The organism is Nocardia arthritidis (assembly GCF_011801145.1).
GTDB classification, from domain to species: Bacteria; Actinomycetota; Actinomycetes; order Mycobacteriales; family Mycobacteriaceae; genus Nocardia; species Nocardia arthritidis_A.
Window position 1 is genome coordinate 9,193,650 of record NZ_CP046172.1, and the last position, 24,496, is coordinate 9,218,145.

Annotated in this window: 28 protein-coding genes; 11 read left to right on the forward strand and 17 right to left on the reverse strand. The window is 67.5% G+C overall.

Annotated elements, in window-relative coordinates:
* Window positions 1-2: 2 nt before the first annotated feature.
* From F5544_RS41745 to F5544_RS41770, 6 genes are all read right to left on the reverse strand, one after another.
* Window positions 3-737 (reverse strand): S1 family peptidase, encoded by a 735-nt coding sequence (locus tag F5544_RS41745; protein ID WP_167478232.1) that lies wholly within the window; start codon window positions 735-737, stop codon window positions 3-5.
* Between the two features lie 248 nt (window positions 738-985).
* Window positions 986-1,726 carry a phosphoglyceromutase gene (locus tag F5544_RS41750; RefSeq protein WP_167478233.1) on the reverse strand — a complete coding sequence of 247 codons (741 nt, stop codon included), beginning with the start codon at window positions 1,724-1,726 and terminating at the stop codon, window positions 986-988.
* 130 nt (window positions 1,727-1,856) lie between these two features.
* Complete coding sequence (locus F5544_RS41755) at window positions 1,857-2,762, reverse strand: ROK family protein (RefSeq protein WP_167478234.1); 906 nt, start codon at window positions 2,760-2,762, stop codon at window positions 1,857-1,859.
* Window positions 2,763-2,816: 54 nt separating this feature from the next.
* Window positions 2,817-3,311 (reverse strand): YbjN domain-containing protein, encoded by a 495-nt coding sequence (locus tag F5544_RS41760; RefSeq protein WP_428847206.1) that lies wholly within the window; start codon window positions 3,309-3,311, stop codon window positions 2,817-2,819.
* 5 nt (window positions 3,312-3,316) lie between these two features.
* A complete protein-coding gene (mshA, locus tag F5544_RS41765) occupies window positions 3,317-4,705 on the reverse strand; it encodes a D-inositol-3-phosphate glycosyltransferase (RefSeq protein WP_174867515.1) in 1,389 nt (462 codons plus the stop codon).
* A 108-nt stretch (window positions 4,706-4,813) separates the two neighbouring features.
* On the reverse strand, window positions 4,814-5,635 hold the full coding sequence (locus F5544_RS41770; protein ID WP_167478237.1) for an alpha/beta fold hydrolase: 822 nt from the start codon (window positions 5,633-5,635) through the stop codon (window positions 4,814-4,816).
* 65 nt (window positions 5,636-5,700) lie between these two features.
* Between F5544_RS41770 and F5544_RS41775 the strand changes: the two genes are divergently transcribed.
* Window positions 5,701-6,435: an SDR family NAD(P)-dependent oxidoreductase gene (locus F5544_RS41775; protein ID WP_167478238.1), complete on the forward strand. Its 735-nt coding sequence runs from the start codon at window positions 5,701-5,703 to the stop codon at window positions 6,433-6,435.
* A gap of 76 nt (window positions 6,436-6,511) precedes the next feature.
* Here the strand turns inward: F5544_RS41775 and F5544_RS41780 are convergent, their stop codons facing one another.
* Both F5544_RS41780 and F5544_RS41785 read right to left on the reverse strand, forming a co-directional pair.
* Window positions 6,512-7,750 (reverse strand): L,D-transpeptidase, encoded by a 1,239-nt coding sequence (locus tag F5544_RS41780; protein ID WP_167478239.1) that lies wholly within the window; start codon window positions 7,748-7,750, stop codon window positions 6,512-6,514.
* A gap of 68 nt (window positions 7,751-7,818) precedes the next feature.
* Complete coding sequence (locus tag F5544_RS41785; RefSeq protein ID WP_167479867.1) at window positions 7,819-8,901, reverse strand: UDP-N-acetylmuramate dehydrogenase; 1,083 nt, start codon at window positions 8,899-8,901, stop codon at window positions 7,819-7,821.
* Between the two features lie 48 nt (window positions 8,902-8,949).
* Here F5544_RS41785 and F5544_RS41790 point away from each other — a divergent pair, with 48 nt between their 5' ends.
* The 3 genes from F5544_RS41790 (at window position 8,950) to F5544_RS41800 (ending at window position 10,863) form a co-directional block, all read left to right on the forward strand.
* Window positions 8,950-9,435 (forward strand): DUF2505 domain-containing protein, encoded by a 486-nt coding sequence (locus F5544_RS41790; protein WP_167478240.1) that lies wholly within the window; start codon window positions 8,950-8,952, stop codon window positions 9,433-9,435.
* Between the two features lie 142 nt (window positions 9,436-9,577).
* A complete protein-coding gene (locus tag F5544_RS41795) occupies window positions 9,578-10,096 on the forward strand; it encodes a DUF2505 domain-containing protein (RefSeq protein ID WP_167478241.1) in 519 nt (172 codons plus the stop codon).
* Window positions 10,066-10,863, forward strand: coding sequence for a class I SAM-dependent methyltransferase (locus F5544_RS41800; protein WP_174867516.1), 798 nt, complete (start codon window positions 10,066-10,068; stop codon window positions 10,861-10,863). Before F5544_RS41795 ends, F5544_RS41800 begins: the two co-directional genes overlap by 31 nt.
* 21 nt (window positions 10,864-10,884) lie before the next feature.
* Here the strand turns inward: F5544_RS41800 and F5544_RS41805 are convergent, their stop codons facing one another.
* The gene (locus F5544_RS41805) at window positions 10,885-11,460 is read right to left on the reverse strand and encodes a hypothetical protein (protein WP_167478242.1); all 576 of its coding nucleotides are present in this window, start codon (window positions 11,458-11,460) and stop codon (window positions 10,885-10,887) included.
* A 178-nt stretch (window positions 11,461-11,638) separates the two neighbouring features.
* Here F5544_RS41805 and F5544_RS41810 point away from each other — a divergent pair, with 178 nt between their 5' ends.
* Window positions 11,639-12,361, forward strand: coding sequence for an LmeA family phospholipid-binding protein (locus F5544_RS41810; RefSeq protein WP_167478243.1), 723 nt, complete (start codon window positions 11,639-11,641; stop codon window positions 12,359-12,361).
* A gap of 55 nt (window positions 12,362-12,416) precedes the next feature.
* Here the strand turns inward: F5544_RS41810 and deoC are convergent, their stop codons facing one another.
* Window positions 12,417-13,085 (reverse strand): deoxyribose-phosphate aldolase, encoded by a 669-nt coding sequence (gene deoC, locus F5544_RS41815; RefSeq protein ID WP_167478244.1) that lies wholly within the window; start codon window positions 13,083-13,085, stop codon window positions 12,417-12,419.
* Window positions 13,086-13,264: 179 nt separating this feature from the next.
* Between deoC and F5544_RS41820 the strand changes: the two genes are divergently transcribed.
* Window positions 13,265-13,807: a GNAT family N-acetyltransferase gene (locus F5544_RS41820; RefSeq protein ID WP_167478245.1), complete on the forward strand. Its 543-nt coding sequence runs from the start codon at window positions 13,265-13,267 to the stop codon at window positions 13,805-13,807.
* Here F5544_RS41820 and F5544_RS41825 read toward each other — a convergent pair.
* Entirely contained in the window at window positions 13,795-14,067 is a 273-nt protein-coding gene (locus tag F5544_RS41825) for a hypothetical protein (RefSeq protein ID WP_167478246.1), read from the reverse strand. The two genes, F5544_RS41820 and F5544_RS41825, sit on opposite strands and share 13 nt — an antisense overlap.
* 83 nt (window positions 14,068-14,150) lie before the next feature.
* On the opposite strand from F5544_RS41825, the gene purU reads away from it, so the two are divergent.
* A complete protein-coding gene (gene purU, locus F5544_RS41830) occupies window positions 14,151-15,041 on the forward strand; it encodes a formyltetrahydrofolate deformylase (protein ID WP_167478247.1) in 891 nt (296 codons plus the stop codon).
* 104 nt (window positions 15,042-15,145) lie between these two features.
* Here the strand turns inward: purU and F5544_RS41835 are convergent, their stop codons facing one another.
* The 5 genes from F5544_RS41835 to F5544_RS41855 form a co-directional block, all read right to left on the reverse strand.
* A complete protein-coding gene (locus F5544_RS41835) occupies window positions 15,146-16,177 on the reverse strand; it encodes an alpha/beta fold hydrolase (protein ID WP_167478248.1) in 1,032 nt (343 codons plus the stop codon).
* 125 nt (window positions 16,178-16,302) lie between these two features.
* The gene (locus F5544_RS41840) at window positions 16,303-16,599 is read right to left on the reverse strand and encodes a DUF2516 family protein (RefSeq protein ID WP_167478249.1); all 297 of its coding nucleotides are present in this window, start codon (window positions 16,597-16,599) and stop codon (window positions 16,303-16,305) included.
* Between the two features lie 65 nt (window positions 16,600-16,664).
* Window positions 16,665-17,330 (reverse strand): heparin-binding hemagglutinin, encoded by a 666-nt coding sequence (locus tag F5544_RS41845; RefSeq protein WP_167478250.1) that lies wholly within the window; start codon window positions 17,328-17,330, stop codon window positions 16,665-16,667.
* Complete coding sequence (locus F5544_RS41850; RefSeq protein WP_167478251.1) at window positions 17,327-17,830, reverse strand: helix-turn-helix domain-containing protein; 504 nt, start codon at window positions 17,828-17,830, stop codon at window positions 17,327-17,329. The genes F5544_RS41845 and F5544_RS41850 overlap by 4 nt, the downstream gene beginning before the upstream one ends.
* Window positions 17,831-17,933: 103 nt before the next feature.
* Complete coding sequence (locus tag F5544_RS41855) at window positions 17,934-19,151, reverse strand: DUF445 domain-containing protein (RefSeq protein WP_238847546.1); 1,218 nt, start codon at window positions 19,149-19,151, stop codon at window positions 17,934-17,936.
* A 434-nt stretch (window positions 19,152-19,585) separates the two neighbouring features.
* On the opposite strand from F5544_RS41855, the gene F5544_RS41860 reads away from it, so the two are divergent.
* From F5544_RS41860 to F5544_RS41875, 4 genes are all read left to right on the forward strand, one after another.
* Window positions 19,586-20,269: a TetR/AcrR family transcriptional regulator gene (locus F5544_RS41860; RefSeq protein ID WP_167478253.1), complete on the forward strand. Its 684-nt coding sequence runs from the start codon at window positions 19,586-19,588 to the stop codon at window positions 20,267-20,269.
* A gap of 173 nt (window positions 20,270-20,442) precedes the next feature.
* Window positions 20,443-21,888 carry an ABC1 kinase family protein gene (locus F5544_RS41865; RefSeq protein ID WP_167478254.1) on the forward strand — a complete coding sequence of 482 codons (1,446 nt, stop codon included), beginning with the start codon at window positions 20,443-20,445 and terminating at the stop codon, window positions 21,886-21,888.
* Window positions 21,889-21,920: 32 nt separating this feature from the next.
* A complete protein-coding gene (locus F5544_RS41870; RefSeq protein ID WP_167478255.1) occupies window positions 21,921-23,171 on the forward strand; it encodes a saccharopine dehydrogenase family protein in 1,251 nt (416 codons plus the stop codon).
* 67 nt (window positions 23,172-23,238) lie between these two features.
* Window positions 23,239-23,871, forward strand: coding sequence for a class I SAM-dependent methyltransferase (locus F5544_RS41875; RefSeq protein WP_167478256.1), 633 nt, complete (start codon window positions 23,239-23,241; stop codon window positions 23,869-23,871).
* Between the two features lie 56 nt (window positions 23,872-23,927).
* On the opposite strand, the gene F5544_RS41880 is transcribed toward F5544_RS41875, so the two are convergent.
* Window positions 23,928-24,494 carry a vitamin K epoxide reductase family protein gene (locus F5544_RS41880; RefSeq protein ID WP_167478257.1) on the reverse strand — a complete coding sequence of 189 codons (567 nt, stop codon included), beginning with the start codon at window positions 24,492-24,494 and terminating at the stop codon, window positions 23,928-23,930.
* Window positions 24,495-24,496 lie beyond the last annotated feature (2 nt).

The following is a 24,496-nucleotide window of genomic DNA, read 5'->3' on the forward strand; positions in this document are numbered from 1 at the left end:
GTTCAGAACGGACGGAAGCCCGCGCCGATCCCGCCCTGGCGATCGATATCCGACAGCACCAGCGCCATCGTGGTGGACAGCTCCGGCTGGTGCAGCAGGTCGCCACCGCCGCTGCACAGCGGGAGCGGCACGGTGATCGGGCCCGCCTTGAAGTCCGAACCGGCTACGACCATGCCGACCAGCTTGTCGCCCATCAGCACCGGCGCACCGGAATCGCCGTGGTTGGCGCACACCTGGCTGCGGAACCACGCCTGCTTGGTCTCCCAGGCGGGGCCGCAGGTGAAGCCGGTGGTGCGGCCGTTCTTGCAGACGATGTCGCCGACCTTCGGCGGCGCGCCGATTCCGGCGATCACCGACTGCGCGACCTGCCGAGTCGGCGACACCCGCGCCGGGTCGAGTTCGATTACCGCCCAGTCATTGTCGACGCTCTTCGCCGCGACCTTGCCGACAACGCCGGACTTGGGCGAATATTCGGCGGCCACCCGCATGCCGATCTCACCGCAGTGCCCCGCCGTCAACCCGACCAACCTGTTGTCGCGATCGAAACCGATTGCGGTGAGCGTGCATTCGCTGACCGTATCCGGTTCCGAGGCCTCGATGTACAACCCGGAACCGCCGCCGAGCACCGCGGGACCCTCCGCCGATGCCGTCCCCCCGGAAAATACGCTGGTGGCGGCCAGAGCCGTCACCGCCGCGGCGACCCAGTGCACGATCCGGGTCCGCCCCGCTGAAAACATCTCTACTCTTCTCTATTCACCCCGGACCCGCCGGAGCCGGAACTCACACCCACGAACCACCGCACAGCCTCGGCATGAGGACCAAATCCCCCCTGGCGGAAAGCATCTCGACGGCCACACGAGCAAGGACGTTGGCACCCTATCAAGTGCCGCCGAGATCCGCGCGGCCGTCGATCCGCGACCGGATACGGCGGTGCGCCGCGGCCGAATCGACCGCGGCGCACCGAGTTATCCACTGCTACAGCGCTTTACCGGCCACCACCCTGGTTGGCGACAGCGGCCGCACCGGCCGCGGCGGCCTCCGGGTCCAGGTAGGCCGCCGGACGCACCGGACGCAGCTGCTCGTCCAGCTCGTACACCAGCGGGATGCCGGTGGGGATGTTCAGTCCCGCGATATCGGCATCCGAGATCCGGTCCAGGTGCTTGACCAGCGCGCGCAGCGAATTGCCGTGCGCGGCAACCAGAACCGTCTTACCCGCGAGCAGTTCCTTGGAGATGGTCGACTCCCAGTACGGCACCATCCGGTTCACCACGTCGAGCAGGCATTCGGTCTTCGGAACCTCGATGCCCGCGTAGCGCGGATCGCCGTCCTGGCTGTACTCGTCGGCCGGATCGATCGGCGGCGGCGGGGTGTCGTAGCTGCGCCGCCACAGCATGAACTGGTCGTCGCCGTACTCGTCGCGGATCTGGGCCTTGTTCTTGCCCTGCAACGCGCCGTAGTGCCGCTCGTTCAGCCGCCAGTCCCGGACCACCGGGATCCAGTGCCGGTCGGCGGCGTCCAGCGCGATATTGGCGGTGCTGATCGCGCGGCGCAGCAGCGAGGTGTAGACGACGTCCGGCAGCACACCGTGTTCGGCGAGTAGCGCCCCGGCCCGCTTGCCCTCGGCGATGCCCTTATCGGTCAGGTGCACGTCCACCCAGCCGGTGAACAGGTTCAGCGCGTTCCATTCGCTCTCGCCGTGGCGCAGCAGCACGAGGGTGTACGTCATGGCGGCCATTCTTGCAGGTCCGCCGGTAACGGTGGCAGCCGTGCGGGCTCGATGCCGGACAACTCACACTCGCCGGGACCGAGCGCGCGGGCGGGCGAACACCGGCGGCGCGCCGGTCCGGGGCGGCTGGTCAGTCGATGGTGTCGGCGGTCGCGTGCCCGGCCGCGAGCACACCGGCGCCGACGAGCGTGGCCCCGTTGGCGATTCGCGACTGCACCACCCGCAGCTTGCTGAGGAATCCCAGCCGGGCGTGCTTGGCGACGGCCGCGCGCAGCGGGGTCCAGAGCGGATCACCCGATTTCGCGAATCCGCCGCCGATCACCACCAGATTGATATCGAGCAGCGCCGCGGCCGAGGCGATGGCCTGGCCGAGCGCGGTGCCCGCCCGCTCCAGCGCGGCCAGCGCGACGGCGTCGCCGATATGGGCGGCCTTGGCCAGCTCGGCCCCGGTGGTTCCGGCCCAGCCCTGCGCCCGCGCCCAGCGCACCGAGGACATTCCGCTGGCGACCGCCTCGACACAGCCGACGCCGCCGCAACTGCACGGCGTATCCCAGCCGGGGACGACGATATGCCCGACATGTCCGGCATTGCCGGTGCGGCCGAGCACCACCTTGCCGTCGACGATCAGCCCGCCGCCGATTCCGGAGGACACCGTCATGGCCATTCCGTCCGGCAGCCCGCGCAACGCGCCGACATGGTGTTCGGCCAGCGCGAGACAGGCTCCGTCGCTGGCGAATCGGATGGCGGCCGCCGGAAACAGCTCCTGTACCTTCGCGACGATCGGGAAGCCGGACCGCCATTCGGGCATATTCAACGGCATCGTCTTGCCGTGCGGCACATCCACCGGACCCGCCGAACCGATGCCGACCGCGGTCACCGGCTCGTCGCCCGCCACCTCCAGCAGCAGCGCCCGGCACACCTCCCAGACGCCGTCGGGCGGCACGTCGACCTGACGCACCTCACGCACCCGCCGTCCGGCGTGCACCCGCCCCGCGGCGAATTTGCTCGCGCCTATATCCAGGGCAAGAACCGTCATCCATCTACCGCCTCTCGTGCTCGTGCCAGATCATGCCCGAGCCGAGCGCGAACTTCAGTGCTGTTCGGTGGACTCCACCAGATGTTCGAAGGCGCGCAGGTTCTTCAGCGACTCACCGCGCGAGACCCGCCACTTCCATTCCTTCCGGATGGATTCGGCGAAACCCAGCTCCAGCAGGACATTGAAATCGGCGTCGACGGCCTCCAGGACCTGGCCGAAGACCCGATCCAGTTCGTCTGCGGTGACGGCGTGCGTCGCGATCCGGCCGACGAGGTAGATGTCGCCGACACGGTCCAGGGTGTAGGCGACGCCGTAGAGCCTGCGGTTGCGGCGCAGCAGGAATTTGTAGACGCCCTCGAAGTTCTCGTCCGGTTTGCGGCAGACGAAGGATTCGATGCGCACGCCGTGTTTGCCGACGGTGAGCATGACGGTGGTCTTCAGTTTGCGCTCACCCGGCAGGATGACGACGAAGGTCTCCGCACCGGGGTGGGTGTATTCGATTTCCCTTTCGCGCAACGTCTCATCGATCAGCTGCGCGGTGACTCGCAGCTCGCTCACCTTTTGACTCCCATCCGTCGTCGCAGCAGCGCCCGCGGCGCACTGCGTTCCAGGCTAACCCGCTCGCCGGGACGCGCGTTCGCGCCGCGGGAGATCGCGCCGCGGAACCTGGCGTGCTCGGGACGGAATCCGGCGAGCGCGGCCGAATAACTGGCGAGCAAACCGTCCGCGGTGTGCTCCCAGGAGAAGTTCGCCGCATGATCGACGGCCCGGATTCCCATGCGCCACAGGCGAATCCGATCGGCGAGCAGGTAGGTCAGCGCATCGGCCCATTCCTCGGTGCGGTGCCCGGGCACCAGCAGGCCGGATTCGCCGTGCCGCACCGCGGTGCCGAGCCCGCCGACATCGGCGGCCAGCACCGGGGTGCCGCTGGCCTGCGCCTCGATGGCGACCAGGCCGAAGGATTCGTTATAGCTGGGGACCGCGACCAGATCCGCCGCGCGATACACCTGCACGAGCCGGTCCGGCGGCTGCGGCGGCAGGAAGGTGACGCGGTCCGCGATGCCGAGCGCGGCGGCCAATTCGATCAGCGAGTGCGGGCGTTCCAGGCCGGTGCCCGACGGCCCGCCGACGATGAGCACCCGCAGGGCGCGCTCCGGTTCCCGGCGCAGCACCTCGGCCGCGGCGCGAATCAGCACGTCCGGCGCCTTGAGCGGCTGGATCCGGCCGACGAACGCGACGATCTGCTCCGCCTGCGATAGCCCCAAAGCGGTTCGGGCAGCGGCCTTTTCGCCGGGACGATAGCGGGCGAGGTCGGCGCCGGGCGGTACCACGTCGATCTTTTCCGGATCGGCGCCGTACAGCTCGATCAGCTGTCGTGCCTCCTCGACGGTGTTGGCGACCAGCCGGTCGGCCTCGCCGATGAGCTGCTTCTCACCGATCTGCCGGGATAGCGGCTCCGGACAGTCGCCGTCGGCGAGCGCGGCGTTCTTCACGGCGGCCAGCGTGTGCGCGGTGTGCACCAGCGGGACCCGCCAGCGATCCTTGGTCAACCAGCCCACCTGGCCGGATAGCCAGTAGTGCGAATGGATCAGGTCGTAGTGGCCGGGCAGCTGCCTGGCCTCCTGGCGCAGCACCTCCGCGGTGAACGGGCACAGCTGGGTCGGCAGATCGCGCTTGTCCAGCCCCTCGAATGGTCCCGCGACCACATTGCGCACCAGGACACCGGGCGCGGCCTCCTGCACCGGCGGCACATTCGACGAGGTGGCACGGGTGAAAATCTCGACCTCGATGCCGCGTCTGGCCAGTTGCACGGCGGTTTGCAGCACGTAGACGTTCATGCCCCCGGCGTCGCCGGTGCCCGGCTGAGCAAGTGGTGAGGTGTGCACCGATATCACGGCGATCCGACTGGGCCGTATGTCCGGGCGTTGACTCACACTCTCCATAGTGCACGGGGAATCGCCGGACTCAGACACCGTCACCGGGCGGAGTGACAGCCATCACAGCCCGTTCGTGAGTACTGTCACCCGCCGCGGCGCAAGGGATTTATTCGGTCAGAGTCGTTCGACGAAGGCCGTCACCTCGGCCACGAATCGCGGCCGGTCCTCGATGAACAGGCCGTGCTGCGCGCCGTCCCAGAACGACGAATGCGCGTACGGCGCGGTCTCCAGGATGTAGCGCGCATTCTCGATCGGCACCACCGGATCCGCGGTCCCGTGCAGCACCAGCACCGGAATATCAAGGGCGCGAAGGGTTTCGGTATTGTCGACGGTTCGGTAGAACAGCGCCTTGCGCACCGAGGGCAGCGTCGCGAGGCTGGTGCCGAACATCCGCTGCGCCTCGACGCCCTTATCGGCGCCCGGCCCGGTATTGGCATTGCCGAAGGCGCCGAACGCGCGTACCGCGGGCCCGGCGTGCTCGTCGAAGACGCCGGGAATCGCCGCCTGCATGGCCGGTCCGGTGGCCGCACCCGGCACCCCGCGGCCGATATTGGCCATCGAACCGCTGTAGATGACGCCCGCGATCGCGCCCGAGCCGTAGACGGTCAGATAGTCCGACAGCACGATGCCGCCGTACGACCAGCCGAGCAGCACCGCGCCCGCCGTGATCCCCTCGGCCGCGAGCACCGCCGCGATATCCGCGGCCCAGTTCTTCGGATCGTCGTAACCGGCGGCGGGCGCACCGGAATAGCCGTGACCGCGCAGGTCCACCGCGATCACCCGGAAGCGGGCGGCGAGATCGTCGGCGGCACCGCCCCAGCAGCGCAGGTTGGCCGACCAACCGTGCAGCAGCACCAGCGGGCGAGCCTGCGCCGGACCGGTGACCTGGTAGACGATGGCGGTGCCGTCCGCGCTGGTTACTTCCCGTATAGCCATGCCGCCAGGCTAACGGTGAGAAGGACAACAGCGTCGGCTCCAACGGCCCACCTAGGATTGCGCACATGAGCATTCGCACCGCCGTCGTCACCGGAGCCAGCTCGGGTATCGGGGAGGCCACCGCCCGGGAACTCGCGAAACAGGGCTACCACGTGATCATCGGCGCGCGGCGGCTGGACCGGCTGGAGCGGCTCGCCGACGAAATCGGCGGCACCGCACTGGAACTCGACGTCACCTCGGACGATTCGGTGCGCACCTTCGCCGAGGCGATCGAGCGGGCCGATGTGCTGGTGAACAATGCGGGCGGCGCGAAAGGTCTGGCCACGGTCGCCGACGCCGACCTGGACGACTGGCGCTGGATGTGGGAGACGAATGTGCTCGGCACCCTGCGCGTCACCAAGGCGCTGCTGCCGAAGCTGATCGCCTCGGGCGACGGGCTCATCGTCACCATCACCTCGGTGGCCGCGTTCGTCACCTACGACAACGGTTCCGGCTACACCTCGGCCAAGCACGCGCAGGCGGTACTGCATCGCACACTGCGCGGCGAACTCCTCGGAAAACCGGTGCGGCTCACCGAAATCGCACCCGGCGCGGTGGAAACCGAATTCTCGCTGGTGCGTTTCGGCGGCGACGCCGAGCGCGCCGCGAAGGTGTACGAGGGCATCGACCCGCTGGTCGCGCAGGACATCGCGGAGATCGTCGGATTCGTGGCGAGCCGCCCATCGCATGTGAACCTGGACCAGATCATCGTCAAGCCGCGCGACCAGGCCGACGCCGGGCGTTTCGCCCGTCGCAACTGAGTCGTCAAGCGCGCATTGATACGGAATTGGCCCGCGACATCAGATGATGTTGCGGGCCAATCGAATCGGAGGGACCTCAGCGTCCGCCGACGGGCTGCGGCGGCACCGGGGTGGCGGTAACCACCTGCGACGGTTCACCTTTCAGCGCCGACATGGACTTCCAAGTATTCCAGTCTATGGTCCAGTCGTAGAGGTCGCCGTCGGCGGCCGAGAGCGGAATCGATGTGCCGGTCACCTCGACCGGATCGCCGTAGAGCGCGGTCGGGAAGTACTTCTGCGCATCACCGGGCGAGAGGTTGATGCAGCCGTTGGTGACATTCGCCGAACCCTGTGACGCAACGGATTCCGGGTTCGCGTGGATGAATTCACCGTTGTTGGAGATGCGTACCGCCCACCGTTCCCGAACGTTGGTGTAGAACGGCGGATTCGACATCATGAAGTCCTCGTACTTCTCGGTGACCACATGGACGCCGGAGCGGGTCACGTTGCGCGGCTCGTTGCCCTCGCCGTAGCTCACCGCGAAATCGAAGATGACCTGCCCGTCGCGCACCACCTGCATGCGGTGACTCGGCGCGTTCGCCTTGACGATCTGACTGCGGCCGATCTTGAAATCCGAAGTGAGATCGGTATATCCGTAGTTGCCGTTGCCCAGGTCCAGGCCGTACAGCTTGGCCGCGACGTGCACGGTGGTGCCGGGAACCCAGTAATCCTTGGGCCGCCAGTGCAATCGGGAGCCGTTGTCGTCCGGGAACCAGGCCCACGCCCCCTCGGTGGGCGGATCGGTGGTGATGGTGAGCGCCTTCTCGACCGCCTGCTTGTTCTGCACGGATGCCTTGAACTGCAGGATGATCGGCGCCGCGATGCCGACCTCTTGATTATCGGCGATATTGATGGTCGCCGGGACGGTGTTCTTGGGCGCCAGCGTGCTGAAGCTGCCCTCGATCGGAATCGGTTTGTGGTCGGTGCCGATCGCGGTGCCGGACCAGGTGTATGTGGCGTTGTAGCCGAGCGCCTCGGTGATCTTGAAGCTGTGTTTGTCGGGTGCGAGCTCGCCGGTGACCTGCTTACCAGCGGCGTTCGTCAGCGCGACCTGATCGATGGTGCCGTTGGCGACGCTGACCGAGACGGGATCGACCGGGTTGACGTTCTTCGCCTTGTCCCCCGGCGCCAGGGTCACCTTCGCGACCGGCTCCGCCGCCGCCGGATTGTCTTTCTTACCGCTTCCGCTCGAACATCCCGCTACCAGCGCGACCACCACGAGCAGTGCGGCCGATACGGCGAACGCCGATCTTCGGATCACTGGACGATTGCTCACTTCTTCGAATTTACGCGGAGCGAATAGTTCGGTCGGCTACCGAAAAATGTGGTGTCCGTTTCACCCGGTTAGAGGGTTATCCCGACGGTGACCGGCTCGGGCTCCAACCGGATGCCGAACCGCTCGGCCACCCCCGCCCGCACCGTCCTGGCCAGCGCGATCAGCTCCGCCGCGGTCGCATCGCCCCGGTTCGTCAGTGCCAGCGTATGTTTCGTGGACAGCCGGGCCCGCGCATCCGGCCCCGGATACCCCTTCGCGAAACCCGCGCGCTCGATCAGCCAGCCCGCTGAGAACTTCACCCCGTCCGGCGCCGGATAAGTGGGAATCGTGATATCGCCCACATGGGCGCGGATCGCGGCCAGCACCGCGTCGACGCGCGCGTGCGGCACCACCGGATTGGTGAAGAAGGATCCGGCGCTCCAGGTGTCGTGATCGGCCGGATCGAGCACCATGCCCTTGCCCGCACGCAACCGCAGCACCACCTGACGCACCTGATCGGCGGGGCGGGACTCGCCCTCGGCCGCGCCGAGCGCCGCGGCCAGCTCCCGGTAGCGCAGCGGCGCGCTCGCACCGCTGGGATCGAGCGCGAACTCGACCGCGAGCACCACCGCGGCGTCGCTGTGCTTGAGCACGCTGGTGCGATAACCGAAACCGAGCTCGTCCGGTGTCGCCCAACGGATTTCACCGCTGGCCCGATCCAGCAGCCGGATCCGGCGCAGCAGCTGCGCGACCTCGACGCCGTACGCGCCAACGTTCTGCACCGGCGTCGCACCCGCCGAACCGGGAATCCCGGACAGGCATTCCAGTCCGCCGAGACCCGCGGCCACGGTCCGCGCGACGACCGAATCCCAATCCGCGCCCGCCTCGGCCAGCACGCCGTCGGCACCGAGCGTCACGGCGTCGTTGGCCACCCGGACCACGACGCCGTCGAAGCCCGCGTCCCCGATGAGCAGATTCGAACCACCCGCGATGAGCAGCAGCGGGATTCGCGCCGCGTCCAGCGCGCGTACGGTCGCCACCAGCGCATCCGTCGTCGGACATGTCGCGACGGGAGCCGGACCGCCGACCCGGAGCGTGGTCAGCCCGGCCAGCGGCACGTCCGGCCGCAGCGTCGCGCCGGTCGCGGCCAGTGTGGCGCGCAGCTCGTCCATGGACACCACCCGAGAAGTTCGCACAGCCAGACGGTAGCGTGTCCGACCATGGCAACATGGTTGGCGTTCACGGCCCGCTACGCTCACTCGCTGGACGCCGTCCGTGCGGCGCTCGCGAACGAGCAGTATTGGAAGGACCGCATCGCCGAGGTCGGCGGGCCGAACGCCCGGCTCGACTCGGTCACCGTGCAGGGCGACCATGTGCGCGTCGAGATGGTGCAGGCGATCGCCGCCGAACTGCTGCCCGCCGCGATCACCGCGGTGCGTCCCGGGGATCTGATCATTCCGCGCACCGAGGAGTGGCAGGGCGATTCGGGCACCTTCACCGCGCGGGTCGAGGGTGCGCCCGCCGAGGTCGCGGGCACCATCAAGCTGGAAGCCGACGGCGCGGGCGCGGTGGCGACCGTCAAGGGCAGCATCGAGGTGAAGATTCCGCTGTTCGGCGGCAAGATCGAGGCCGCGATCCAGGAGCGCCTCGTCGAACTGCTCGGCAACGAGGAAGAGTTCACCAACACCTGGTTGTCCCAGCACTGAACGTCCGCGGGCGAGGCGCGTCCACGCCTCGCCGGTAGGAATTCGCGGCCGACGTGGTAACGCTGCTTCGGACCTCAGACTCGCGCCGCGCGGGGCCCGCCGAACGATGCGCCGACGATTCGCTCGCGTAATCTGTGCGCTCATGGCACGCCGACTCGACTACTCAGCCCGCTACCCGCTGCGTACCACCAAGGAGCTCTACGCGGCGCTGTCGAACCGCGACTACTGGGATGCGCGGATGGTGGAGATGAACAAGTACGCGCCGGGTAACGAGGTGGCGAGCTTCGAGGCCGGTGACGACGGCATCGACGTCGTGCTCAACCACGTCCTGCCGCGCGAGATGCTCCCCGAGATCGCGCAGACGGTGATGCGCAAGGATATGGTCATCACGCACAAGGAGACCTTCGGCCCGTTCGGCCCCGAGGTCGAGGGCAAATTCTCCGCCTCCATCCCGGCGGGCCCCGGCAGCCTCGGCGGCACCATGCGGATGTTCCCCACCGACACCGGCTGCACCATGCGCTATTCCTCGGAGGCAAAGGTTTTCATTCCGATGCTCGGCCCGCGGCTGGAACAGCTCATGCTGATCAACCTGGTGGACCTGTTCCGCGGCGAGGCCGAATTCACGATCCAGTGGCTGGACGAGCAAAACCCGATCAGCTGAGCAAACCGGTCGGCGCCATCACCCGGGGCACAACGGGTGTCAACCGGCTGCGGCGCAGCGACCGCTGGCTGATCAACGACGAACTGGTGACCGCGCGCCTGCGCGCCGCCGCCGATCCGCTGGTGGTCGATCTCGGTTACGGCGCGAGCCCGTGGACCACGCTGGAGCTGGCCGCCCGGCTGCGCACCGTGCGGCCGGATGTGCGGGTGGTCGGGTTGGAGATCGATCCGGACCGGGTGGTGCCGGGCCGCGACGGCGTCAGCTTCGCCCGCGGCGGATTCGAACTGGCCGGGCTGCGGCCGGTTTTGGTGCGCGCGTTCAATGTGCTGCGGCAGTATCCGGAATCGGCGGTGCCCGCGGCGTGGGACACCGTCCTCGCCGGTTTGGCGCCCGATGGCCTGCTGGTCGACGGCACCTGCGACGAACTCGGAAGACGTTGCGCCTGGGTGCTTTTGGAGCGTTCCGGACCGCTGTCGCTGACGCTGGCCTGGGATCCGTTCACCGTGGCGCGGCCGTCGGATATCGCGGAGCGGCTGCCGAAGGTGTTGATCCACCGCAACATTCCCGGCGAGCCGGTGCACGCGCTGCTCACCGCCGCCGACCGCGCGTGGGCCCGCGCCGCGCCGCTCGCGCCGTTCGGGCCGCGCGTTCGATGGCGCGCCGCAGCGAATTACCTACGGGCGGAAGGGTTTCCGGTCCGCGCCTACCGCCGCAGGATGCGCGACTGCGTGCTGTCGGTGCCGTGGTCGGTGGTCGCGCCACGCTGATACCGGGTCGCGCTCGACCCGTCAGCCGAGCGCCCGTGCCAACCGCGCCGCCGCGCGCGGTGTGAGCGCGGCTGCCGCGGAACGGATTTCGGAAGCGACGCAGCGCCCGATGGCCACCGCATCGCCCACCACCTCGTCCAGCGAGGTCTGGCCGATCTCCGATTCGGCGAGATCGAGCACCGTGCGCAGCGGCGTCGTCACCAGGAACGGACCCGCCGACTCCACGTCCGGGCCGCGCAACCTGCGCCGCAGCACCACCAGCCGCGGCGTCACCGGCGCGCGCCCGACGCCGACCGACAGATGCAGGAACCGCGGCCGCAGCCGGCCGAGCCCGTGCAGATCGGCCGCGCTCTGATGGCAGACCACCGCGGCGCCGTCGAACCAGGCCGACCACATGGCGAATTCGTCGAGCGGGCCGACGGGCCATTCGGCTAGTCGCAGCAGCCCGACTCCGGCGCGGGTCACCGAGCCGTCGCCGAGCCCCGCACGCACCCTGGCCTCACACCCGGTGCGCACCACCTGTCTTGTTGTGAAGAAACCGGCATGGCGCCCGGCGTACCGCCGCAGCACCCGCCACCCGTCAACATTGCCGGTCATTCACTCGAGGCTACGCGCCGATACTGTGCCACACGTCACAATTCGGAGCCCTCGCCGCGACACGAGCGTCAAGCCCGAAGGCGGCAGCACCGTGTAACCACGCAGGGCTAGGGAGTGGCGCAAATTCCACACAGCGTCCTCAGAACCAACACAGATTTTTCGGGAAGAATCTCTGCGCATGAGCTTGCAAGCCCCTTCGGGCCGGACCATCAGCCGGCGCACCCTGGTGATCGCCATCACCGCGGTCGCGGTACTGCTGGCGACCGTCCTGGTTGCCGGCGAAGCGTATGCCCGACACACCGTCGCCAAATGCATCAGCTCGCAGTTCGAGAAGGAGATGGGCTCCAAGATCGACGTCGGCTTCGGCTACAAGCCGCTGCTCATCAGCTGGGTGGACGGCAAGGTCGGCGAGGCCGACGTCAGCACCGATGACACCAAATTCGGCCCCGCCGTTGGCATGGTGGTGCACGCGACCTTCCGCGATATCGAAACCTCCGGCGGTAGCCAGGGCGGCGGCGTCATCGGCAGTTCGTCCGCCGACGTCACCTGGGACAACGACGGCATCCGGCAGACGCTCGGCGGGATGGTGAGCGGGGTCCGATCGTCGGCGTCCACCGGTCAACTGACCCTGGACGTCCTCGGCGGGCTGGCCCAGTTGCAGGTGCAGCCACAGATCAAAAATGGTGTCGTGCAGGTGGATACGAGGTCGGCCAAGGTGTTCGGCATCGGCATCCCGACCGATCTGGTGGCGGGCATCGTCGACATCTTCACCAAGAGCCTGCAGAGCTATCCGTACGGAATGCAGGCCACCGAGGTCAAGGTGACCGACGACGGCATCCACGCGACGCTGGCCGGTGGGCGGGCGGATCTGCCTGCGGCACAGGGCAACTCGGGCTGCTGATTCAGGCCGGGTTGTTGATTCAGGCCGGGCTGCTGATTCAGGCCGGGCTGTTGATTCAGGCCGGGAAGGCGTCGAGCACCGCGCGCGACTTCGACAACCCCAAACGCGTTGCGCCCGCGGCGATCAGCTCGGCGGCGGCCTCGGCGGTGCGGATCCCGCCGCTCGCCTTCACGCCGAGCCTGCCGCCGACGGTCTGCGCCATCAGCCGCACGGCGTGCGCGCTCGCCCCGCCCGCGGGGTGAAATCCGGTGGAGGTCTTCACGAAATCGGCGCCCGCGCGCTCGGCGGCCCGGCACACCTCGACGATCGCGGCATCGGGCAGCGCGGCCGCCTCGATGATCACCTTGAGCAGCGCCCGATCCCCCATCGCCTCGCGCACCGTGACGATATCGGCGAGCACCGCGCCGTAATCCCCCGCCAGTGCCGCGCCGACATCGATGACCATATCCACTTCGGCCGCACCCTGATCCACCGCGAGCCGCGCCTCGGCCCCCTTCACCAGCGAATGATGTTTGCCGGACGGGAATCCCGCGACGGTCGCGACGGTCAGCCCCCGCGCGTCCACCGGCAACATGGACGGGGAGACGCAGATCGCGAACACCCCCAACGACCTGGCCTCATCCACCAGCGCGGCCACCTCGGCGGGCGTCGCCTCCGGGGCGAGCAGGGTGTGATCGATCATGGCGGCAACTTCGGCCCTGGACGGCATCACGATTTCGGCCATGAGGTCAGAGTCTGGCATACCGGCGCGCGCCCGCCGTCCGCGTGCGGCGAATTCCGTTGCGCGCCTGGTGGCACTTCGCGCACACTCGTAATGGTCGGCGATAATCGGGCGGTACGGTTTGCCCGGCCGGCGCACAGACAGCGGGTGGCCCCAAACTCGGTCGGGAGGAGACGAACACCGTGCTGATCCGTCGCGAGCGCGCCGACGACGCTGCCGCGATCGCCGCGGTGCACCGCAGCGCGTTCGGTCCGCAATACGCGGACGACAATGTCGCACCGGAGGACAGCGCGGTGGATCCGCCCGAGGTCGATCTGGTTACCCGCCTGCGCAGCGACGCCAGCTGGATTCCCACCCTCGCCCTGGTCGCGGTGGTACACGACACCGTCATCGGACACCTCTGCCTCACCCGCGCCGGCGTCGGCCCGTTCCCGGTACTTGCCCTGGGCCCGATCGGCGTCCACGCCGACCATCAGGGCGTCGGCGTCGGATCGGCCCTGATGCATGCCGCCCTCGGCGCCGCCGACGCACTGGACGAACCGCTCATCGGCCTGCTCGGCAGCCTCGACTACTACCCGCGCTTCGGTTTCGTCCCGGCCGTCCGCCTCGGCATCACCCCCGACGAACCCGCCTGGATATCGCATTTCCAGATCCGCCAGCTCACCGCGTACGACTCCCAGATAGTCGGCGAATTCCATTACGCGGAACCGTTTTACGAGATGTGAACGTCGTAGACGTAAGAGCGATCGCCCTTTCTGCTCACCCAGGCTCCGCCCGGCGGCAGCGCACCGTGCCCCGCATCGTCGAACGGCCGCGCCGCGATCACACCGTCCGCGGTGCGCAGCACCCAGCCGAATTCGGGTAGCCGCTCACACCACAGGTCCAGATCGATCCGCTTGTACGACGGATAACCATGCGCCGTCCCGTCATCGACGAATTCGTAGGTGAGGCCGTCTGTGCGGCGCACGAACTTCAGGCTGGTCATCTGTCGATCATGCGGGGCGACGGAGCCCACATTCCAGCCGGGCAGGTCCCGGCGGTCCGACAGCCACCTGAAAGACTGAGCCAATGAGTTCCGCTCCACCCGCCTCGGACGACCGACGATTCGTGCTGACCCTCGGCTGCCCGGACCGTCCGGGCATCATCGCCCGGATCACCTCGTTCATCGCCGAATTCGGCGGGTCGATCGTCGAGGCGGGATACCACTCCGACGGCGATACGGGCTGGTTCTTCACCCGGCAGGCGATCAAGGCGTCGACGGTGCCGTTCGGGCTCACCGAACTGCGGGACCGGTTCGCGGAGGTCGCCGCCGAATTCGGACCGCAGACGGAGTGGCAGCTGCACGATTCCGGCGCCCGGCGCCGGGCGGTGCTGCTGGTCAGCAAGGACGGACACTGCCTGCACGACCTGCTCGGCCGGGCGGCCAGCGGCGAGCTGCCCGCCACCATCGAGGCGGTGATCGGCAACCATCCGGATCTGGCCGGTATGACCGAGGCGCACGGCGTGAAGTTCCACTACGTGCCGTTCCCGAAGGATCCGGCCGAGCGCGGCCCGGCCTTCGCGCAGGTGCGCGCGCTGGTCGACGCGCACGACCCGCACGCGGTGGTGTTGGCCCGCTTCATGCAGGTGCTGCCCGCCGAACTGTGCGAGTACTGGGCGGGCCGGGCGATCAATATCCACCACAGCTTCCTGCCCTCGTTCGTCGGCGCTCGCCCGTATCACCAGGCCTTCGCCCGCGGCGTCAAGCTGATCGGCGCCACCTGCCACTACGTCACCGCGGAACTGGATGCGGGCCCGATCATCGAGCAGGACGTCATCCGCATCGACCACGCCGACGATGTGCGCGACATGGTGCGGCAGGGACGGGATATCGAACGGGTCGTGCTGGCCCGCGGCCTGCGCTGGCATCTGGAGGGCCGGGTGTTGGTGCACGGCCGCCGGACCGTCGTCTTCTCCTAGATCCCAAGGACTTTCCAGACCTGGCGAGCACTGGGACGGCGGGGTGGGCCTCTGCGATGAAGGGCGCCCGCCCCGCCGTCCCGGCACTCGCCGGGCCGTCGGTGTCAGCCCGCGATCTCGGCGACTTGTGTTGGGTGATCGACGGATTCGAGTACCCGCGCCAGTTCGGCGTTGAATTCCCGGTACGCCTCGACATTGCCGAGATGTCCGGTGCGCAGCACGTGATAGCGCGCCAGACTGCCCGTCTCGCGTAGGATTTCGACGATTCGCTCCGAATGCGACGGCGGCGTCATGTCATCCAGCGATCCGGCCAGAATCGTGGTGGGCACCACCAGATTTCGCGCCGCATCGCCCAGATCCATATCGGCGAGCAGCAGGCCGAACCGGGCGCGCACCCGAGCCGGGCAGGATCGCACGATATTCATGCCGTAGCGCACCGTTTCCGCATCGCATTCCCTGCTCATCACCGTGTTGGCGAAGATCCAGCGCACCGGCGCGATCGGTGGGAATACCAGGGGTGTGCCGAGCGCGGCACGACCGATGAAGTGCGGCAACGGAATTCGCCGATGCAGCAGCGGCAGCTCGCTATTCACAAACGGCACAACGGTGGTCGCGGCGATCAGCCCGTCCGGTGCGGTGTTGGTCAGCAGTACGGCGTGCGCCCGCTCGGTCACCCGGTCCGGATAGCGCCGCGCCCACGCCTGCAATGTCATACCGCCGAGGCTGTGTCCGGCGAGCACGGCGCGCTGTCCGGGGCGTAGTGCGGCGGTGAGCACCGCATCCAGATCGTCGGCGAGCAGATCGCAGTCGAGGTGGCTGCTGCCGAGTTCGCTTTCTCCGTGCCCGCGCTGGTCGTAGGCGATCACCCGGTAATCACCCGCGAAGGCGTTGATCTGGGCGTTCCAGTACTCGATGGCGCAGCTCCAGCCGTGCACCAGCACGAGGACCGGGCGGTCGGCGGGTCCGTAGGCGTGTACACGCAGCCGCGCGCCGTCCCTGGTGGTCACCGGGATGGTTTCGGGCACAGCGGTCGGTGGGTTGTATGCCGAGGTCGCGTAGGTACGCGAGCGCAGATCGGCGCGGTGCGCATCCAGAAACTCGCGGATGCGCCCGGGGGTCGGCAACGGTGCACGCATCGGACACTCCTTTGTGTTACTGCTCGATACAGTAAACCCGATTTGCGCCGCTTGCCAGTGCAAGCACCCGAAAAGTTATGCGCGGTTCTGTCCCGACAGCGCGAACCAGCGCGCGAAAATCCCGCCTACCAGCGCGGACCCCGCTGAATCTCATCCACCTTCGGCCGCACATCCGCCAGATAGATACCGGTCGCCACGATCGCGAGCACACCGATGAACGGCATGGACAGCCCGAGGAACAGCAGCGCGGCCAACGCCGCGGCCAGAATCGTCATCCAGATGGGCTTGGTCAGCTTGTCCACGGCCGTGAACGCGTCCGGACGCTGCCGGACCGCGTGGATGAGCGCGAAGATCGTCGCCCCCAACGCACCCAGCCAGAGAACGAACATGATGAGCCCGGTCAATCCGTGCACAAAGGTCACTCACCCATGATAGAAGGAACGCCCCCGCACACCAGGGGTGTGCGAGGGCGTTGCGAAAGTCCTTCTTACTCGGCCTTCTTGGGCGCGGCCTTCTTGGCGGGGGCCTTCTTCGCCGGCGCCTTCTTCGCGGCGACCTTCTTGACCTCGCCGTTCTCCGCCGGAGCCGGCTCGGTTTCGGTGGTCACCTCGACGACCTCGCCATCCACCACCGGCTCGTCCCCGAGCTCCGCCTCGCCCTCGGCCTTGGCCGGACGATTCAGCAGCCCGTTCACCCGATCGATGACCACCTCGGCGCGGCCGGCCGCATCCTTATAGATGGTCTCGACGCGCTCGATCTGATCCTCGACCAGGTGGTTCGCGCGCAGGCGCTCCACGGTCTCCTCACCGCGTACGGCGAGGTCGGAGTACAGGTCGAGCAGTTGGTGGAAGTACTTGTCGGCCAGCGAGCGCAGTTCCTCGGCGGTGAACTTCTCGCGCAGCTCGGCGATATCGTCGGGCAGCTCCGACGGGAGGCCGGCCAAACGCTCGCGCAGCGATTCGAACTGCGCCTGCACATCGGCGGGCACATTCGCGAAGCGCTCGCGCGCCTCCTCGACCCGGCCGGAAAGGTCGGTGGTGCCGGTGCGCTCGCGCACCTTGCCGACAACGTCGACGACGGCGGCGTAGACGGCGTCACCCGCACCGACGGTGGCGTAGATGGGCTTGGTCACGGTGGGGTTCTTCTCGGTCATGGTTCCTGTGTCTCCTGGCGTGACGGAGTTTCGGTTGTGCGCGGAACGTCGCTGTCCCTGTCGGGTCCCCCCGGATCGCTCGCGCCGTTTTCCCGGCGGAACGATTCGTAGATGTCCAGCAAGACCTGCTTCTGCCGTTCGGTGATCCCGGTGTCGGCCAGCAGGGCATCCCGGACCGGACTGTGCGGCCGCTGCTCCAGATAGCCAGCCCGTACGTACAACACCTCCGATGACACCCGCAGTGCCTTGGCGATCTGCGCGAGTACTTCGGCGGACGGATTGCGCAATCCGCGCTCGATCTGGCTGAGGTACGGATTGCTCACTCCCGCGAGTTGGGCGAGTTGACGCAGCGAAACTTGCGCGGCTTCCCGCTGCGCCCTGATGAAACCTCCGATGTCGTGCGCCGCATTCGCGACGCGACCCCCGCGCTCTCCGGCGCCGGCGGATTTCTCCGCCGAACCTCCGGTGTACTCGGCGGAAACCTCGGGCTGGTCTGCCATCACTCACCTTCTGGCGGTTGTACGTGTGCAATTCTAGGACAGGGTGCTAGCTATTGCAAGCAGTCTGCTAGCACCCTTATGGCAAACATTCGGCGGCTACTTCTCAGCCACCGAATGTCAAATACGAGATCGTGTAAATCACCAGTCCGGCAATCGAACCCACGACCGTTCCATTGATGCGAATGAATTGCAGATCACGCCCAACCTGCAGTTCGATCTTCTTACTTGCCTCATCGGCGTCCCACCGGGCAACCGTATCGGTGACCAGGGTGGTGATCTCCTGCGCGTAGTTCCCGACCAGATACCGCGCACCGCGATCGATCCAACCGTCGACCTTGTCCCGCATCTCGGAGCCGTCGCGCAGTCGCTCACCCAACTGCTGCACGTTCTCGGCCACCTTGCTGCGCAAGGCCGAATTGGGATCATCCGCCGACTCCAGAATCAATCGCTTGGCCGCCCGCCAGGTGGCCTCGGCCATCCCGGTGATTTCCTCGCGGCCCATGATCTGGGCCTTGATCCGCTCGGCCTTCTTGATCGTGGCATCGTCGTGCTGCAGATCGTCGGCGAATTGCTCGAGAAAGCGATTCGCCGCCAGCCGCAGCTCGTGATCCGGATTCGATCTGACCTTCCAGGTGAACTCCACCAGCTCCCGATAAATTCGCTCGGACAGCAGGACGTTCACGAATTTGGGCGCCCACTGCGGCGCGTCGCGCATGACGATCCGGTCGATCGTCTCCTGACTGCCGAGCGCCCACTGATGCGCCCGCTCGGCGAGCATGTCCAGCAGCGGCAGCTGCCGGTTGTCGGCGAGCAGTTCGGCGAGCACCCGCCCGATCGGCGGCCCCCACAGCGGATCCGCGATCCGCTTGACGATCGTGCTGTCGATGATCTGCTCGACGTCCTCGTCCCGCAGCACCCCGACCACCGCGCGCAGAATGGTCGAACTCTCCTGCGCCACCCGCGCCGCATGCCCGGGATCGGCCATCCAGCGACCGATGCGGAAGGAGACCTGCGCCGAGCTGACCTTGGCCGAAACCACATCGGGCGCAAGGAAATTCGTGCCGACGAAGCTGCCGAGACTGGCCCCGAGCTGATCCTTCTTCTTCCGGATGATCGCCGTGTGCGGGATGGGTAGGCCGAGCGGATGCCGGAACAGCGCGGTCACCGCGAACCAGTCGGCGAGCGCGCCGACCATGCCCGCCTCCGCCGCCGCGCGCACGAAACCCACCCAGTCGCCGCCCGTGCCGCGCGATTCCAGCCAGCGACAGGTCAGGTAGATCGCCGCGGCGAGGGCGAGCAGTCCGGTCGCGATCGCCTTCATCCGGAACAGGTCGCGCTTCTTGTTCGCCTCGTCGAGTACGGACGCGAAGCCGAGCGGCGCGGGGGCGGGCACCGCCAGGTGCTCCCGGGGACCCGCCCCGTTGCGCTCCGGTGCCACGTCCGGGGCCTGCGCGCGCACCACGGTGTTGCCGGGGGATTCCTCCATGCCTCCATTCTGCGTTGCACCGGATGGGGGTATGGCTTGCGCCAGGTAACCGCCGGGCGAAATACACACACCGACCGGAAGAATTCCGTTGAGAAATCTGTGGTTCGCGCCGCATCGGCGACCAAACGCGCATATCGGGGGTTGCCTGCACCTAAGCTGATAAGCCTCGGCACAAAGCCGGTGGGTTTCTGCACACACGAGCGAGGGAGCCAACGCTGTCCACCGAAGACCTTGTCGACATCGGCGAGCGCGCGGAGCGCCCGTCGGCGGTGCGCGGCGGCCGGATGGACGGCCGCAAGCGCCGGTGGCGCCAGCACAAGATCGACCGCCGCGAGGAGTTGGTCGACGGTACCCTCGCCGCCATCCGCGCCCGCGGCAGCAATGCGGGGATGGATGAGATCGCCGCCGAGATCGGCGTCTCCAAAACCGTTCTGTACCGGTATTTCTCGGATAAGAACGATCTCGTGCACGCCACCATGCAGCGGTTCATCGAGACGACGATGATGCCGCGGGTCTACGAGGCCATCAGCCTGGACGCCGACGAATATCAGCTGGTGCGCTCGGCGCTGGCGGCCTACGTCGGAACGGTGGACGACGATCCCGAGGTCTACCGCTTCATCATGGGCAACGGTTCGGCCGATCAGTCATCGCTGGCCGAATTCGAGAAGCTGTTCGCCGAGGTGGTCGCCGCGGTGATCACCGACCGGGCCAGCGCCCGTGGCATCCAGACCGACGGCGCACTGCTGTGCTCCTACGTACTGGTCGGCGGCATTCAACTGGCCACCCACTGGTGGACGACGAGCAAGTCCATGTCCCGCGACGAGGTGCTCGACTACCTCACGATGATGGCCTGGAGCGCCATCGAGGGCATCGCCAAGGCCGAGGGTTCCCCGGCCGTGTTCAACCGGCAGCCGCATGTGCTGCCGACCCCGAACCGGCCCGCCGCGGACTGATCCCTTCTCGGGAAACGCGCGGCGCGCGGCATTTTCGACACCGCTAGCTGGGGTGCTAGCAAAAGTTTGGTTGCGGACTCGACTTTGCGGTTTCGTTGGCTACTCTGAAGCCGAGCGGTGCGGCTAGTGGGCTGCGTCACCGCGGGCGCGTCGGCACCAACGGAGGTACCTCGATGGCGAAGCAAGTACCGACCTCCCGGCTTGCTCGTGGCACCAAGCTGGGTGCGGTCGCGGCCAGCTCGGTGATTCGCACGCAGCGCGCCAAACTATCCATGCGCGGCAGATCGCAGCGGGTGCGGGCCAAAATGGCCGAGGAATCGATGATCCGGACCACCGAGCAGGTGGTGATGGTGCTCGGCACCATGAAGGGCGTCGCGATGAAACTCGGCCAGATGATGTCCGTGCTGGATATGGATCTGGTTCCGCCCGCGCACCGGGAACGCTTCCAGCAGCGCCTCGCCGTGCTGCGAAACGCCGCGCCGACCGTATCTTTCGAGGCCATGCGCCAGGTGATCGAGGAGGACTTCGGCAAGCCGCTGGACTCGGTATTCGCCGAATTCCAGCCGGAACCGGTCGCCGCGGCCTCCATCGGACAGGTCTACCGGGGTCGGCTGCACGACGGTCGCGATGTCGCGGTGAAGGTGCAGTACCCCGGTATCGATGCGGCCGTGCGCGCGGATCTGAAGAACCTCAACATGTTTCGCCGGGTGTTGCAGTCGGCGATGCCGTGGGTGACGCCCGCGGTGCTGGACGAGCTACGCCTGAACATGGAGGGCGAGCTGGATTACCACACCGAGGCCGCGACCCAGCTGGAGATCGCCGGGTTGTACGCGGGTCACCCGTTCATCCGGGTGCCGCGCTCGATCCCGGAACTGAGTTCGACACGGGTGCTGGTCAGCGAATACCTACCGGGCCGTGGCTTCGAGGAGATCCGGCAGCTACCGCAGGCCGAGCGGGACCGGATCGGCGAGATCATCTACCGCTTCTATGTCGGATCGCTGTTCACGTTCAACGAGTTCTGCGGCGACCCGCACCCCGGCAATGTGCTGCTATGCGATGACGGGCGGGTCGGGTTCCTGGATTTCGGACTGTTCAACCGAATGGACCCCGAACACGTGCAATTCGAGGCCATCTGTCTGCGCGCGGCCGCGGAGGACCGCGCGGAAGACCTACGCGAGTTGATGATTCAACGCGGCGTCATCGATTCGCCGGAGGAGATCGGCGCCGAGGAATGCCTCGAATACGTGCTCGCCGCCTCCGAATGGTGTTTGATCGACGAGGAATTGAAGATCACCCCGGAACTGGCCAGCGGCGCGTTCCTGCTCGCGGTGGATCCGCGGGCCAGTGAATTCGCCGGTATGAAACAGCAGAATCTGCCGCCGGAGCATCTGTTCTCGCGGCGCGCCGACTTCCTGACCTTCGGCATGCTCGGTCAGCTGGACGCCACCGCGAACTGGCATGCGATCGCCCGCGAATGGCTGTACGGTGAGCCGCCGGTCACCGAGCTGGGCCGGATCCACCACGAATGGCTGGCACAGAACCCGCCGCCCGCGCCGAAGCCGGCGCGTGGCAGGCAGAACTCCAAGTCCAGGGCCAAATCAACGGCGCGCAAGGCCTGATCGCAGATATCAATCGGAAGTAGATGAACGATATGGCAGATAGCCGCGAATTCGACATAATCCTTTTCGGCGCAACGGGTTTCGTTGGCAAGCTCACGGCGCGCTACCTGCTCGGCGCGGCGCCGGACGCCGCGCGAATCGGGCTGGCGGGCCGGTCGCTGGACAAATTGACCGCTGTCCGAACCGAATTGGGGCCGAAGGCCGCGAATTGGGGCCTGGTCGTTGCCGATTCGACCGATCAGGCGGCGTTGGACGCGCTCGCGGCGCGGACCAAGGTGGTGATCACCACGGTCGGACCGTATCTGCGTTACGGGATGCCGCTGGTCGCCGCCTGCGCCAAGGCGGGCACCCATTACACGGACCTCACCGGTGAGCCGCTGTTCATCCGGGATGCCATCGATCAATATCACGACCAGGCCGTCGCGACCGGTGCGAAGATCGTGAATTCCTGTGGCTTCGACTCGATTCCGTCGGATCTGAGCGTGTACGAGGTGTACCGGCGCACGGTCGCCGACAACACCGGCGAGTTGGAGGACACCACGCTCATCGCGTCCATGCGGGGCGGGGTCAGCGGCGGCACCATCGATTCGGGGCGGGCCATGATGGAGGCCATCGCGGCCGATCCGGCCAAGGGATCCGTTCTCTCCCACCCTTATTCGCTCAGCCCGGACCGCTCGATGGATCCGGATGTCGGCCGCCAGTCCGATCAGGCGCTGATGCGCGCGAGCACCATCGACCCCAGCCTGGACGGCTGGGTCGGCACCTTCATCATGGCCTCGCACAACACCAAGATCGTGCGCCGCACCAATGGGCTGCTCGGTTGGGTGTACGGCAAGAACTTCCGCTACCGCGAGGTGATGAGCGCCGGTAAATCGCCGGTCGCGCCGCTGGTGGCGGCGGGTGTCGCCGGCGGAATCGTGGCCACCATGGCGGCGGGCGCGGTGCTCTCCCGGGCGGCGGCCGGGCGCAAGCTGCTCGACCGGGTGCTGCCGAAGCCGGGCACCGGACCCGGCGAAAAGACCAGGGACAGTGGCTGGTTCAGCATGAAGACCTACGCGTACACCTCTTCCGGCGCGAAATACGTTGCCACCTTTGCCGGTAAGGGCGATCCCGGCTACAAGGCGACCTCGGTGATGCTCGGCGAGAGCGGGCTGTGTCTGGCCTTCGACACCGACAAACAGCCGGAGCTCGCCGGAATCCTCACCCCGGCGGCGGCGATGGGCGACGCGCTCACCGAACGACTGCGCGCGGCCGGGATGACCATCGAGGTGGAGCGCGCCTGAATCATGCTGCGGCGGGCGATATTTCGATATCGCCCGTCTTTCCGTATCCATCAGCAAGGAGCCGACGTTGAACCTCGCCCGGCGCACCATGAACGAACCCGCTCTCGCCGCCGTCTACGAGCGGGCATGGCGCCCCGCGCTGTTCTATCTCGCCAGCGGGCGCACCACCTCGGCGGATCGCCGCGACGCGGTGCGCACGCTGCGGCTCGGCGGCGATCAGAAGGTTCTCGATATCGCCTGCGGCCCAGGCAATTTCACCCGCTACCTGAGCAATGCGCTCACCGGCGGCGGCTACGCCGTCGGCCTCGACTACTCCGAGCCGATGCTGGCCCGCGCCCGCATCGACAATTCCGGCCCCCGCGTCGGCTATCTCCGCGGCGACGCCCGGCGACTTCCCTTCCAGGACGGCGCCTTCGACGCGGTGTGCTGCTTCGGCGCGCTATATCTGATTCCGGACCCGCTCACCGCCACCCGCGAGATGATCCGCGTGCTCGCGCCCGGCGGCCGCATCGCCATCAGCACCAGTCACCGCTGGAATCCGCCGTTCAGCCAGGCCAGCAAGATCGCGGGCGGCTGGATCGGCCTGCGCGTGTTCGATACCGAAACCTTTCCGACACTCTTCGCCGAGCACGGTCTGGTCGATATCGATCAGCGGATCCACCGCTCCCTCCAGTACGTCAGCGCGACCCGCCCGCGATGAATACGGCGAAGGGCCGCAGCGCATCCGATAGCGCTGCGGCCCTTCGTATCACCGAATTACACCAGCGAGAGCCAGTAGTCCTGGAAGCGCAGGAAGACCAGCAGCAGCACCACCGCGTAGAACAGCGCGACGAACGTCCACCGCCACTCCGCGACAATCCGCAACGGCCCTTTGGATCCGCCCCACAGCTGCTGGGTGCTCACCGCGAGCAGCGGGGTGATGATCGCCCACACCACCATGCAGTAGGGGCACAGCGCGTTGATCCGGTACAGGCTCTGGAAGATCAGCCAGCAGATGAAGCCGACACCGAGCACATTGCCCAACCACAGCCCGCCCCAGATCCAGCGCGGCATCGCGACACCAGCGACGGACAGCACCGCGAGCGTGACGACCACGGAGAATCCGACGACGCCGATGAGCGGATTCGGGAACCCGAACACCGCGGCCTGCTTGGTCACCATCACCGACCCACAGGACAGGATCGGGTTGATGCTGCACGACGGGGTGTAGCCGGGATCGGTGAACAGTTTGAACCGTTCGATGGTCAGCGCAACCGCGGCCAGCCAACCCGCCAGCCCGCCGATCAGCAACAACCAGGAGCCCCGGACCGAGGTAATACCCACTA